The following is a 14101-nucleotide window of genomic DNA, read 5'->3' on the forward strand; positions in this document are numbered from 1 at the left end:
CTCTGCTCTGCGACTTCGCCCCCGAAGTCCCGTACTCTATTTTATGCGATTTTCCCGCCCGTTTGCCCTTGCCGGTCTGTGCCTTACCCCCGCCGCCTTGATTGCGCAGATGCCCGCTTCTGTAACCACCACGGTTCCGGCGGCCCGCGCACCAGAGGAGATCATCGACTCCCTGCGTCTGCGCGATGCGCCGCTGGATCTGGTGATCGACCGCCTGGAAGCATGGACCGGCCGCATCGTGCTACGCCCGCAAGCCCTGCCGTCCACCGCGATCACCCTCAACATCCCCCGACCCGTAACCAAGGCCGAGGCGATCCAGGCGCTCGTCTCCGTTCTCGCGCTCAACAACATCGGCGTGGTCGAGATGGGCGAAAAATACCTGAAAATCGTCGAGCTCGCCAACAAGACCCGCACCGAAGCCCCCGAGTTGTTAACCGAATCCACCCTAGGACTTCCCGCCAGCGGCAAGGTCGCCTCCAAGATTTTCGACCTCCAAAACCTCAAGGCCCAAGAGTTCGTCCCGCAGCTCAACTCCCTGCTCAACGTCCAACTCGGCGGCGCGATTCTTTTTAACAACACCAACGCGTTTCTCGTCACCGATTCCATTTCCAATCTGCAGCGCGTCGAGCAACTGCTCCTCACCCTCGACCGCCCCGCCTCCACCGATTTCTCGCCCAAGTTTTACCCCCTGCATTTTGCCAAGGCCAGCGACCTAGCCGGCCGCGTGAAGCAGATGCTGCAAAACCCCGCCCAGCAGGCCCTCGGCAACTCCCTCTCGCTCTCGGCCGACGACCGCACCAACCAACTCGTCCTCATCGCCGACTCCCGCCAGCACCCCTTTTTTGACGCGCTCATCGCCAAGCTCGACGTCAAGGCCGACCCCAACACGCGCAACGAGGTCATCTACCTCAAGCACGCCACCGCCGATAAAGTCGCCACCCTGCTGACCACCATCGTCACCGGCCAAACGGGCGCCGCCGCCAAGGCCAACGGCGGTGCAACCAAGTCGCAGGCCGGCTTCGGCAATTCCAGTCCCTTTAATCCCCCTGAGCCCGCAGCCAAGCCAGCCGCCAACGCCCAGCCCGCCACCAAGGCCCCGACTGCCCCCTCAGCACCCACCGGCGGCTCCGAGTCGGACACCCAGTTCAGCAGCTTGCTCACGATCACCTCCGACGAACGCAGCAACGCCGTCATCATCAGCGGCACCGGCGACGACATCCGCCTCATCCGCGAACTGGTGGATAAAATCGACATCGTCCTTGCCCAAGTACGCATCGAGGTGGTCATCGCTGAAGTCACCCTCTCCGACACCGACAAGAGCGGCATCAGCAAGCTTGGACTCACCGTGGGCCAATCGGGCAGCACGATACAGCTCACCAAGTTCTCCGGCAGTGTAGCCGGATGGGACGTGACAAACGGCGTCGTCAATCCCCTCGCCTTCGACGCCGCCATGAACAGCGGCAGCATGGGATCCAAGAGCGAGGTCAAGGTCCTCTCCGCTCCCACCATCGTTACCGCGCACAATAAGGAAGCGCAGATCATCGTCGGCGAGTCCCGCCCCATCATCACCGGCTCCACCGCGACGCCCAATTCCGGCACCGGCGGCGGCACCACCACCAGCTCGACGGTCACCTACAAGGACATTGCCATCGACCTCAAGGTCACCCCGCTCATCGGCGATGATGGCTCCATTCAGCTCACCATTGATCAGCAGGTAAACGACATCCTCGGCACCGTGCCCGTCGACGGCAACGACCAGCCTGTCATCGGCCGCCGCCAGGCCAAATCCACCATCAACGTGAACGACGGCGAAATGATCGTCCTCGGCGGCCTCCAGCGCACCAAAAACGAGAAATCACGCGGCAAACTCGGCTTCATTTTTGAGATCCCGGTCCTCAGCCATCTGCTCGGTGCCCGCACCAAGACCGCCTCCCGCACCGAGCTCCTACTCTTTATCCGCCCCCACGTTCTCTCCACCGCCATCGGCACCGCCCAGGCGCGCACCGAGATCGAACGCCAGACCAACAAGGACCAAATCCAAAAGCACCTCGACGGCACCCCCTTTAATCCGCCTCCGCCGCCCCCGGCTGAAAAGCCCGCCGACAAGCCCGAGCCCACGGCTAAAAAGAAGAAAAGCTAAACCGCGGCACCATGAGTGAATCCCCGAATTTAGCCGCCTTGGAGCCTGGCCGCTCAACCGTGCCCACTCTGCTACCGGACTCCTTGTCTGAGCGTATTTCCAACGACCAACGTCAGGGCATCGCCGAGGCCCCACGCAACCAGCGCATCAAACTTCTCGCGTCCGCTCTCGGCCTCGACGAGCCCAAAACACTCGCCGCCCTCGCCGCCGCCTCCGGCCTCGACATCGCCAGCAACCTCGAAGCCGACCCCGCATCCCTCGGCCTGCTCCCCGCCCGCTTGGTCCACGACTACCAACTCGTGCCCATCCTCCTCGCCGCCGACACCAGCTCGGAGCTCCCAGCTCCGAGCTCCCAGCTCCGAGCTCCCCATAACTCGCCGCTCCACCTCGCCACCGCTTGGATGCCCGATGACGTAATGGCCGACTGGATTCGCACCTTTACCCCGCGCCCGTTGGTCTGGCACCTCGGCGTGCCGGAAAAAATCCACCACCTCATCCTCCTGCACTTCGGCGTCGGCTCCGGTAGCCTTGAAGATGGCGATGAGTCCTACGTCGCCCCCGAAACCCTCGCTCAAGCCGAGTCCGACGTGGACGCGGACGCCGCCGTGGTGCGTTTCGTCACCGACGTCATTTCCCAAGCCGTCGCCGACGAGGCGACTGACATCCACTTCGAGCCGCAGGAAACCCAGCTCACCATCCGCTACCGGGTCGACGGCATCCTCGTGCAAGTCCCCGTTCCGGAAAACCTCCGCCGCTTTCAGGACGCGATTATCTCGCGCCTGAAAATAATGGCGAAACTCAACATCTCCGAAAAACGCCTGCCTCAAGACGGGCGCATCAACTTCCGCGCCGGCGCCACCGTCCTCGACATCCGCGTGGCCACCGCGCCCACCATCTACGCCGAATCCGTCTCCCTGCGTCTGCTCAACCAAAAGAAAGAGGCCTACAGCATGGACCGCCTCGGCATGAGCCCGAGCGAGCAGGAGCAGATCAACAACGTCCTCGATTACCCCCACGGCATCATCCTCGTGACTGGCCCGACCGGCTCGGGCAAATCCACCTCGCTCAACGCCTTTCTGCGCAAGATCAACTCAACCGATCTGCGCATCATCACCGTCGAAGACCCGATCGAGTACGAAGTCCCTGGAGTTAACCAGATCCAGATCCGCTCCGAGATCGGGCTGACCTTCGCCAACGCCCTGCGCAGCATCCTGCGCCAAGACCCCGACGTGATCATGGTCGGTGAAATCCGCGACCGCGACACCGCCGATATCGCCATCCGCGCCTCGCTCACCGGCCATTTGGTGTTTTCAACGCTTCACACCAACGACGCCCCCGGCGCTATCACCCGCTTGATCGACATGGGCATCGAGCCCTTTTTGGTCGCCTCGGCAATCGAGCTGGTGATCGCCCAGCGCCTCGTGCGCCGCCTCTGCCACGACTGCTCGCGCCCCGAGCCCATTGCCGCGATCAAACTCAAGGACACGATGGCGATCCTCGGCCTGGACGAAAGTGAAGCCGACGGAGTCACGCAGTTGCAAAGCCCGGTTGGCTGCGACCGCTGTCGAGGCACGGGTTACCGCGGCCGCATTGGCCTGTTCGAAATCCTAAAGCCCACGGACGAACTCCACGACCTCATCCTCAAACGCGAAAGCACGCGCACCCTGGCCCAATGCGCCCGGGCCAACGGCATGAGCACGCTAGGCCAATCCGGCTGGGCCAAAGTCAAAACCGGCCTCACCACCCTCGACGAAGTACTACGCGTCGTCACCGTCGTAGAAAAATAACCGCGCCGCGCGGAATGCCCAAGGACCAAGGCCCAATGACCAGTGTCCAATGTTCAATGCCCAATGGGGTATCCATCGTCCCGCTCATCTCGCTTTAACAGCCACCTCGAGTCGAATGAACTCCCCCACCCCTCCCATTGAGCCTTGGCCATTGGTCATTGCCCATTGGTCAATTGGTCTCGGTCATTGGTCCTTGGTCCTTGGTCATTGGCCATTGGTCCTTGGTCCTTGGCCATTGGTCCTTGGTCCTTGGCCATTGGTCATTAAGTAAGCCTCCCGCATGCCCACCTTCACCTACACCGCCCGCGACCGCTCCGGCCAGAGCGTCACCGATCAGGTGACTGCGCCCAGTCGCAAGGATGCCCTGCGCCTTCTCGGCGCACGCGGCCTCACCCCGGTGAGCGTGCACGAAAATTCCTCCGGTAAAACCAAGCCCACAACGCCGCGCTCTCAGCTCCAAGCTCCCAGCTCCACGCTCAAAGCTCAAAGCTCCAAGCCCCAAGCTCCCAGCTCTCAGCTGAAAGTTCCGACTTCTGCCGCGCTCAGCCGCCGCGAGCGCCTGCCGTTTCTCGAATCCCTGGTCGATCTCACCACCAGCGGACTCTCCGCAGGCGAATCCGTGCGCTTGCTGAGCACGCGCATCAAAGAGCCCCGGATGCGCCTGCTGTGCGGCCTGCTTTGGGAACAACTCAGCGAAGGCGCCCAGCTCTCCCGCGCCATGGGAACCCTGCCCGCAGTCTTCGACAGCTCGACGCTCAACCTCATCCAATCCGGCGAAGCCACGGGCAACCTCAACGACGTGCTCAACCGGCTCATCACGCATCTGCAGGAGCAGAAGGAACTGCGCCAAAAAATCCTCACCTCCCTCGCCTACCCAGCTTTCATGATGTTTGTCGCTGGCGGCGTGATCCTGTTCTTTATGCTTTTCCTGCTGCCCCGGCTGCAGACCCTGCTCAAGTCGCTCGGCGGCGAATTACCCACCTCCACCCGACTCCTGCTCGGGCTGTCCGATTTCGGCCTCAAGTACGGCATTTTTGTAATCGCCGGACTGGCCTTTGGAGCAGTGGCGTTTTGGCGCTGGCGGCAGACCGAACCCGGCCGCCTGCAAACCGACGCCTGGGCGCTGCGCATGCCGATTATCGGGCCGTTCTCCGTTTCCCAGACCGTCCTCGCCTTCAGTCAGACGCTTTCCGTGTTGTTGGAAAACGGAATCACCACCAGCGAAGCGCTGCGCATGACCGAGCGGCAGATCCAGAACCGCGTGCATCGGGCGGCCTTCGATGAAGCGACCGGGCGGGTGTTGGAAGGCGAGGCGTTGTCGGCATCGCTCGCGCGCACCGGCTGTTTTCCCGACCTCGTGCTCGACCAATTGGCGGTAGGCGAGAACACCGGCAACCTGGTGCCCAGCCTTAAAAAAGTCGCGGTCACCTACCAGAAGGCGATTACGGCGCAGTTAAACGCCTTCACCAGCATCATAGCGACGGTGGTGCTACTTGGGGTTTTTTCATTCGTCGGCTTTATCGCCTTCGCGATTGTGAGCGCGGTCTTCCAGCTCAGCTCCAGTTTTAAGATGTGAGCGGCGTGGCGCCACGCGGCACCGCCGATTCATTGAACAGCTAAACACCTGAATACTAACAAAGGAGCGGAATAAGCGGGACAAGCCCCAGGAATTCATTTTGGCTGGGTGAATGATGCCGGCCGAAACGAACCCGTCGAACCCCCAAGGGGAGGTGATTTCGCTGCGCCACTTGCAGGTGCAGGTGCTAGACAGCCCCGAGTTAAACGCCCGAGCGCAGGGGCTGCTTGAGGAGCATCACTATCTGGGCGCGGTGAAACCGGTGGGCGAGCGGCTGCTGTACGCGGTGAGCGATGCGCAGGGCACCTGGGTGGCGGTGCTGGTGTTTGCGGCGGCGGCGCTGCACCTGCGCGGCCGGGAGGCGTGGATTGGCTGGAGTGGAGAACAGCGCCGACGCCGATTGGCGCTGGTGGTCAACAACGTGCGGTTCCTGCTGCTGCCCAAGCCGGCGGTGCCCAACTTGGGCTCGGCGGTTTTGAGCCGGGTGCTCGGCCGGCTCAGTGCCGACTGGCAGTCGCGTTACGAGCACCCCGTGCTCGTCGTGGAAACCTTCGTCGACCCCGAGCGTTTTACGGGAAGTGTATACAAGGCATCCGGGTGGACCGAGTTGGGCCTGACCAAGGGCAACACGCGTAAGTCGCGCGATTACTACGAGCACCACGCCAAGCCCAAGCGCTTGTTTGTGCGCGAGCTGGAGCCCCGGGCCCGGAGAGCTCTTCAGGCAGGGCAGATCAAACCCTCGCTGGCTGCGGTGGAGGCGAAAGTTCCGGTGCGAAGTACCCTGAAGGCCCCCGATTTAATCAGCCTGGCGGAGGCCTTCCGGCAAGTGCCTGAATACCGCGCCTACATCGGGGCCTATCCCTTGCACGCGCTGCTGGCGATCACGGCGGCGGCCTATCTGGCCGGAGCACCCCGCGGCCAACGTGACCTGGCCGCTTTCGCCCGCCGGCTCTCCCCGGTCCAACGCCAAGCCCTCGGGGTGATCCGCCGCCGCGGCAAATACGGCGCTCCCAGCCAGCCCACCTTCAGCCGTCTGTTCGCCCGTGTGCAGGCCGCGCGCATCGAGGAGGTTTTACTCGCCCACCAACGCCAGGTGCGAGGCGAGCCTCCCGCCACCGAGATCGTGGTCATCGACGGCAAAGTCCCCAAGCACAGCGGCGGACAAAACGTCGTGACCGCGGTTACCTCGCCGAGCTTGTTTTATCTCGGCAGCGAGGTCGTCGCCGAAAAAAGTAACGAGATTCCCGCCGCCCGCGCCCTGTGTGAGAGACTCGATTTGGTCGATAAACTCGTGAGCCTTGATGCCCTGCATACCCAGGCGGACACCGCGCGGGCGATCGTACTGGAGCATGGCGGCGACTACCTGTTCACCGTCAAAGGCAATCAGCCCGGCTTGCAGAAAATCGTAGCAGCGCAAGTGCCCGATCCGGGCGCCCCTTTTTTGACCCGTTAAAAGATCCCGCTGCCGAGCAACGTACCACCCAGGAAAAGAAGCACCCCGTGACGCGCACCCTGGTGGCGCGCGAGTTGAGCGCGGAAAGCGCCTGCTTCCCCCTGGTGGCGCAAGCCGCGAGAATCTGCCGAAAACGCCACGGCAAGCCCACCGAGACCGTGGCGCTGATCACCAGTCGCCCCGCCGCCGAGTTGACTCCCGCCCAATGGCTGGAGGTCAACATTGCGCACTGGGGAATCGAGACCGGTTTGCATGCCCGCCTCGACGCCTCGCGCCAGGATGATCGCTGCCGATTACGCCGCCCGAACGCGGTGCGCATCCACGGCATGTTCAACCGCTGGGCCAACAGCCTGTTCATGCACTGGCGCGGTCAACGAACTAAAAAACGCCACCTTTATACCTCCGACTTTATCGCCCACATGTCCGAAAATCATGACCGTCGCGCGCTCCGCGCACTTACCTCGGTAAACTTCCCGCTATGAATCGGCGCTGGGACCGGACTGGGTCGGTAGGTTTTCGTTCGCATTTCCTCCGCCAGCGCAAGCAGCCATGCCGCCCGATAGGCTTCGTTCTTTACGAGCGTTTCCACCTCGAACCCGTCCACTCCCGGCACGCCGTCATTGGCGATCACCTGATCGAGCGCATCCGACAGAATGTCCTGCCGATACAGCTCTCCATACAAACTATAGAACCGCCAATGCGGCTCCGCTTTTGCTTTCCGATATAGCACACGTTGCAGCTTCCGAACCTTCGGTGACGTTTTTATCCAGAGTTCATCACCCCAGCCATCGTCGGGTCCTTTGCCGCTCTGTGATGCGTGGGAACAAGTGCCCTCCCTTCGCTCCCCGGCGGTTTTAATGTCCGCTAGATCATCACTACTATGGAGGTCTCCGACTCCTGCCACGGCCCGTCCGGCCTTACGAGGTTTTGCCGCGCTTGTGCCGGTGGTTGAGGCATCGCAAGACGCCCCACCGCCGCAGGTCTCACCACTTAACCTAACGACCTTTCCCACCCCGCCGCCCCCGCTGACTCCGCCGACGTGTTGATCGGAAATCAACGATTTAGGTCCTACGTCTTTGCGAGACTGCCTTTTCCGATCCTTGCAGGCTTCACCGTTCAGGTAGCGGCTGGACTCGTCGGTTGTTTCGGTAACGGAGCTCATTGGATGGGGTTCACCTTCGTTGCGGCTGACTGGTTCGGGCACACGGTCGTGCTTTCCGGCGAGGCCTCGCGGCCTGCATCCGTGACCGGGCCCTTCGACCGCGAATCGTTAAATTCGGCCGAACAGACTTTCACTGTTATGGTTGTTAGTTTCATGGTCGCACACCTGAATTCCGAAGTTCAAACCAACCACAGATTACACAGATTGCACAGATACAATCCCTTAGGAGGTAAACGGACTCAGCTTGATCCCCTTTTTTCATCCTGTCTTCAAATTCAGTAACACTCTGTTATCTGTGCTCATCTGTGAATTCCGTGGTTAAAACTTCGGCGTTCGGGTTTAACTCGTGCCAAGAACCATACAGGTGCTGCGCATCATGTATGGCGATCTGAGCTGATCACTCCGGAGAGTTTCGCAGACTTCGCAACAGCCACCCGCACGTCCACGAACGCATCGAAACCCATGCCGTTGCTACCTGCGGTACGCTTCTACCTTAGCTGGGGGGACGGATCTCAACTCGTTTTGGGGCCAAACTCCAGAGAGCAGACTGGAAGTCTGCGCTACTTTTTCCGCCTCCCTGTGGGCAGGCCCGCGCTATTTGGCAGGCGCCTGAGCGTCTTTTTTGACCTTCTCGCCCCAGGCGTAGGTCTGGTGCGGGCTCGGCTGGGTGGTGTTAGCCAAAACCCTTTTGAGCCCACCCGAAACCCGCTCACCCACCTCTTTGCCGGCGACGACAACTTCCTCAGGCAAGTCGGCATTAAACTTGGTATCCGGCGTGACGTCGTTGTAGCTGCGCTTGAACGCGAGCGAATGCACCAACTGGGCGGACTTGCCCTGGCGCTCATCCTTGAGAACCACCTCGTTGAGGCGGATATCGAGCTTGCGAACCAGAAACTGGAACGGAGTCGGGGCGGGCGTGCGGGAGGCCGCGAGCGACTTGCCGCCGGCGTTCGGCTTCAGGCCTGAGTCCGACACGAACTTGCGGCTCATGAGATCGAGATTGGTGACGCCATCGGCGTTGGTCACCACGGTGACGCGGGTCACGTCAATCGTGCTCATGTCGAGCACCGGAGCGCCGCCCAGCAGCGAAAAGAGGTCGGCCTTGGCAGTAAACTGATGCACCTCTAAACAATCGGCTGCGGCAAACCCGGCCGGATTCATGATCGCCAGTCCACGCATGCGCACCTCGGAGGTGAACGGGTTGGCGTAGAAGTAATCGATTTTGGCCGGAAAACCGGTGCGATCCTGGATCACACTGGTGAACAAACCCGGCAAAAGCAAAATCCAGCCGAGCGCCAACATGGCGCCAGCGCACAACAAAAAGACCACGATTTGTGTTAACGCCCCCCCGCCCCGATGAGAACGAGAATGTTTAAGGTGCATAACTTCTACTGACGATTTTGTGTCAGCAAAAGTTTCCCGTTACCAGCACGAGCGCGTCATTTTCAGCGATAAACTCATTTTTTACAGCGTAGGGGAGGATGACGTTGTCGCCGCGCACCAGCACTTCACCCGTCGGCGCGACCAGTCGCCCCTCGACCACGCTGAGGATGCGCGGCTGTTCACCGGCGGCGAAAACCACCGACTCACCCGCAGCCAGCGGCAGGCGTTGAATATTAAACTCACGCGCAGCGGCGATCGTTGCCGCCTTGCGTTCAGCGCGCACGGGAACCGGCTCAAAGTCGTCCCACTTGATCGATTTGAGCGACTGCTCGACGTGCATCGCGCGCGGTTTGCCATCCAAACCCACCCGGCCCCAGTCGTACACGCGGTAGGTCGTGTCGGAGTTTTGCTGGATTTCGAGGATGAGATTGCCGCCGTCGATCGCGTGGATCTGGCCGCTGTGCACGAGAATCGAGTCGCCCGCCGCAACCGGGAAACGGTGTACGCAGGCGTCCAAGGTGAGGTCGGCGAGGGATTTTTCAAACTGCAGGCGGGTCACGCCTTTTTTCAAACCGACGATCAGGTGAGAACCGGGGGCGCAGGCGGCGATGTACCAATTCTCGGTCTTGGGCTCGCCCTTGAGCTCGGGGGCGACCGCGGCGGGCGGGTGAACCTGCAGGCTCAGGCGCTCCTTGCAATCGAGCCACTTTACGAGGATCGGGAAAGGCCGGTCAGCGGGCCAGTTCGGGCCCATGATCGCCGCAGACTGACCGGCGATGACCGTGCGCAGGGACTGGCCGTCGAACTCACCGCCGCTGATCACCGACTGCGCCTCGGGGCGGTCGACGATTTCCCAGCTTTCGCCGATGGGGCGCTCGGGCGGCAGGGTGCGATTGAGCGCGCTGGCGAGCGCACGACCACCCCAGACGCGATCCTGGTACAACGGCTGCAAACGGAGAAAAGAGGACATAATTAATATGCGTTAAACGTGAAAAAGGAGCAGGGGGATATTGCATTTGCGCGAGCGGAACGCTGGCATGGAATTGATCCCTTTACCCTCGGTCGAAAAACACATGTCCAAGCCTGTCAGTTCAACCTCAAAAGCCACGCCGTCGTTTGACCCCCCGCGCAACCGGCCCCGCTGGGTCGCGGCCAGCAGCTGCTTCCTTGTCGGGCTTTTGCTGTTGGTGGCCTTCATGGATTTCGCCCCTGAACAAAGCCGCCAAACCGGCACCAATTTCCGCCTGGCCTCCCCCAACTTGGTCGGCAGTTTGGGCGCCGAGTTCACTTGGTGGGCGCTGCACACCATCGGCCTGAGCATCTGGCTGGTCCCCCCGTTTTTGTTTTGGATGACCTATCTGGCCGTGCGCAGCGCCAAGCAGTTCGCCGCACCCCGCGTCATGGCCATGCTGACGTGCATCGTGACCGGCTCGGCCCTGGTGGCCATGATCGAAAGTTTTAACAAAAACCAGTATTTCACCGAAGGGCTCGGCGGGCTTTTGGGCAACTGGGTTTATCAGGGGCTTTTCAAGGACACCCTCGGGGTTTTCGGCACCGTGGTGCTGCTGGGCACCACCTACGGCCTCGCCCTCGTCTTCATCATCGCCACCGACATCGGCCAAGAATTCGACAAGCTCCTGCACGCCTTCCAATCCTGGCGCGAGGCCCGCGCCGCCGAAAAGCGGGAGACCGCCGAGATGTTCGCCCAGGTCAAAGCCGCCGAGGCAAAACGCAAGGCCGAGGCCAAGGCCGCCCTCGCACCCGTGGTCGCCGCGCCCGCCGCCGCCGACAAAAAACTCAGCCTCACCCGCACCGGCAACACCGCGCCCCCATTCGCCATCAGCCCCACCGAGCCCGCTTCGGCAGATCCCACGCAGCCCGCGCCCGATGCGGCCGCGAGCCTGCCCAAGATCAATCGCGGCCCGGCCAAGACCGAGCCGAACTTGGAAAAACTGCCCGCCGGCCTGGCGCCCATCGCCATCGTCAAAGCCGAGGAAACCAAAAAGGCCAAGTCGCCCGCCGTTCCCTTGGTCGAGGAGAACTACCAGTTCCCCCCGCTCGCCTTGCTCAAGGAACAGGCCTCCGCCTCCTCCGAGGGCTCAGACGACGAATACGCCCGCAACATGGCCGACCTCGTGCGCATCCTCGGCGAGTTCAACGTCACCGTTACTCCCGGCGAGATCCACGTCGGCCCGGTCATCACCTGCTACGAACTCGTCCCCGCCCCCGGCGTGCGCGTCGAAAAAATCGCCAGTCTCGACAAAAATATCGCCCTCGGCATGCGCGCCCAATCGGTACGCATCCTCGCACCTATTCCGGGCAAAGCCGCCGTCGGCGTCGAAATCCCCAACCGCATCCCCACCCCCGTCGGCATGCGCGAGATCCTCGAATCCGAGGACTGGTCTGCCGCCAAAGCCGAGATCCCCATCGCCCTCGGCAAAGACGTATCCGGCAAGCCTCTCATTTCCGACCTGGCCAAGATGCCGCACTTGCTCATCGCCGGCGCCACCGGCTCGGGTAAATCGGTGTGCATTAACTCGATCATCGCCTCGATCGTCTACCGCAAGAGTCCGAAAGACCTGCGCCTGATCATGGTGGATCCGAAGGTGGTTGAACTCAAAGTGTTCAACACCCTCCCGCACATGCTCATCCCGGTGGTCACCGAGGCCAAAAAGGTCCCCGCCGCCCTCAAGTGGCTGCTCGGCGAAATGGAGCAACGCTACCAGCAGTTCGCCAAGGTCGGAGTGCGCAACATCGCCGGCTTCAACAGCCGCAAAAAAACCACCCCCACCGGCCTCAATCCCAACGACCTCCAGCCCTCGCTTGAAGGCATCGACCCGCTCGCCGATGACGACGGCCTAGAAATCCCCGATCGCCTGCCCTACATCGTCGCCATCATCGACGAGCTCGCCGACCTCATGATGGTCGCCCCCGCCGAGATCGAGACCTCCATCGCTCGCCTCGCCCAGCTCGCCCGCGCCGCTGGCATCCACCTGATCATCGCCACCCAACGCCCCTCGGTGAACGTCATCACCGGCGTGATCAAAGCCAACTTGCCCTCGCGCATCGCCTTTCAAGTCGCCTCACAAGTCGACTCCCGCACCATCCTCGATGGCAAGGGCGCCGACACCCTCATCGGGCGCGGCGACATGTTATTCTCGCCCCCCGGCAGCTCGCGTTTGGTGCGCGCGCAGGGTGCCTTTGTTTCGGACGAAGAGGTCCAGGAAGTCGTCGAGTTTTTGAAGAAAAACGGCCCACCCCAGTACGCCCAGTCCGTCCAGCAGCAAATCGACCGCGACGCCTCGGCCGACGACGAGGAGGACGGCGATGCCGACGAGGATCTCGGCGACGACCAGGAGCTCTACGATCAGGCGCTGGAGGTCATCAAGTCCACCAAGCGCGCCTCCACCTCGATGATCCAGCGGCGTCTGCGCATCGGCTATAACCGGGCCGCGCGCATCATGGACCTGATGGAGCAAAAGGGCATTGTTGGCCCCGAAAACGGCTCCAGTCCGCGCGAAATTATCGTGGACCTCGATTCCCTTTAAAATCCGCCTTCCCCTCCCCCACCCTTTTCCTTAAGCCCACCCTATGCAGACCATCGGCGAACGCCTCGAAGAAGCCCGTAAACGCAAAGGCATCTCCATTCGTGAGGCCGCCGAAGCGACCAAGATTCGCGGCGACTACCTGCACAAATACGAGAGCAACCAGTTTGATATCAAGCTGCCCGAGATTTACGTGCGCGGCTTCCTGCGCACCTACGCCAACTACCTCAAACTCCCCGGCGACAAGATCGTTAACGACTACACCGCGCTCGGCCTGAGCGACGCCGCCAAAAACAGCCGCGGGCTCAACCGCGAGGTTTACGGCCGCATGGACATCAGCGTGGCCACCGCTAAAGCGGGCAACGTCGTCGAGCAACCCTCGCCCGCCGCCGCCCCCCACCATGCCGGTGCCGACAACGGCCATGGCGACAAAAACCCAGCCACCTTCCGCCCCCACGGCGGCGGCGTCAGCCTCGACACCAACCTGCTGATCAAGGGCGCCGCGCTGATAGGCGGCCTGGTGGTGCTGACCCTCGTCGTAGTATGGGGCGTCAACGCCCTGAGCACCGCCAAAACGCCTGCCGAGACCATCACGTGGATCAAACCGCAGGAAGGCGACCGCACCCTCGGTCTCGTCGCGGTGGCCGCCGTGGACTTGGTGACCGCCACGGATTCCACCGGCACCACCTTATTTAAGGGTCCGCTCAAGGCCGGCGAAACGCGCGCCCTGGTGCGCAACAACGCGATCACCATTCAAACCGAGAATCCGCAGTCGGTGATGATCGAGCTCAGTGGCCAGAAATGGCCGCTCAAGGACAAACGCTCCGCCATCAAGGCCCCATAAGCCGACCGTTGGCGGATAGCCCACCGCCCGAACAGGAAAAGCCGCGCTGATGCCGTCAGCGCGGCTTTTTTATGGGGTACGCCCGAGGGGCGGCGGTGTGGAAAATCGGCCGAATTGAACAGCTCATTTTAACCCAAATACCGAAGTTTTAACCACAGATTTCACGGATGAGCACAGATATCAGGATGTTACTGAATTTTAAGAGAGGCTG

Annotated in this window: 10 protein-coding genes; 7 read left to right on the forward strand and 3 right to left on the reverse strand. The window is 61.9% G+C overall.

The window, feature by feature from the left end:
• Positions 1 to 43 precede the first annotated feature (43 nt).
• The 5 genes from H2170_15340 (at position 44) to H2170_15360 (ending at position 7438) form a co-directional block, all read left to right on the forward strand.
• Positions 44 to 2140 carry a type II secretory pathway, component PulD gene (locus H2170_15340; GenBank protein MCS6301444.1) on the forward strand — a complete coding sequence of 699 codons (2097 nt, stop codon included), beginning with the start codon at positions 44 to 46 and terminating at the stop codon, positions 2138 to 2140.
• A gap of 38 nt (positions 2141 to 2178) precedes the next feature.
• Entirely contained in the window at positions 2179 to 3927 is a 1749-nt protein-coding gene (locus H2170_15345; GenBank protein MCS6301445.1) for a type II/IV secretion system protein, read from the forward strand.
• Between the two features lie 280 nt (positions 3928 to 4207).
• Positions 4208 to 5503, forward strand: a complete 1296-nt coding sequence (locus H2170_15350) for a type II secretion system F family protein (GenBank protein MCS6301446.1) — start codon at positions 4208 to 4210, stop codon at positions 5501 to 5503.
• Positions 5504 to 5615: 112 nt separating this feature from the next.
• On the forward strand, positions 5616 to 6956 hold the full coding sequence (locus tag H2170_15355) for an ISAs1 family transposase (protein MCS6301447.1): 1341 nt from the start codon (positions 5616 to 5618) through the stop codon (positions 6954 to 6956).
• 47 nt (positions 6957 to 7003) lie between these two features.
• Positions 7004 to 7438: a hypothetical protein gene (locus H2170_15360; protein MCS6301448.1), complete on the forward strand. Its 435-nt coding sequence runs from the start codon at positions 7004 to 7006 to the stop codon at positions 7436 to 7438.
• Here the strand turns inward: H2170_15360 and H2170_15365 are convergent.
• From H2170_15365 to H2170_15375, 3 genes are all read right to left on the reverse strand, one after another.
• Entirely contained in the window at positions 7387 to 7638 is a 252-nt protein-coding gene (locus H2170_15365; protein MCS6301449.1) for a hypothetical protein, read from the reverse strand. The genes H2170_15360 and H2170_15365 overlap by 52 nt on opposite strands.
• A gap of 1074 nt (positions 7639 to 8712) precedes the next feature.
• Positions 8713 to 9420: a hypothetical protein gene (locus H2170_15370; protein MCS6301450.1), complete on the reverse strand. Its 708-nt coding sequence runs from the start codon at positions 9418 to 9420 to the stop codon at positions 8713 to 8715.
• 103 nt (positions 9421 to 9523) lie between these two features.
• Positions 9524 to 10471 carry a class I mannose-6-phosphate isomerase gene (locus H2170_15375; GenBank protein ID MCS6301451.1) on the reverse strand — a complete coding sequence of 316 codons (948 nt, stop codon included), beginning with the start codon at positions 10469 to 10471 and terminating at the stop codon, positions 9524 to 9526.
• A 103-nt stretch (positions 10472 to 10574) separates the two neighbouring features.
• On the opposite strand from H2170_15375, the gene H2170_15380 reads away from it, so the two are divergent.
• Positions 10575 to 13049, forward strand: coding sequence for a DNA translocase FtsK 4TM domain-containing protein (locus H2170_15380; GenBank protein ID MCS6301452.1), 2475 nt, complete (start codon positions 10575 to 10577; stop codon positions 13047 to 13049).
• A 43-nt stretch (positions 13050 to 13092) separates the two neighbouring features.
• Positions 13093 to 13890 carry a DUF4115 domain-containing protein gene (locus H2170_15385; GenBank protein ID MCS6301453.1) on the forward strand — a complete coding sequence of 266 codons (798 nt, stop codon included), beginning with the start codon at positions 13093 to 13095 and terminating at the stop codon, positions 13888 to 13890.
• The last annotated feature ends 211 nt before the right edge of the window (positions 13891 to 14101 follow it).

The organism is Opitutus sp., assembly GCA_024998815.1.
GTDB lineage: Bacteria > Verrucomicrobiota > Verrucomicrobiia > Opitutales > Opitutaceae > Rariglobus.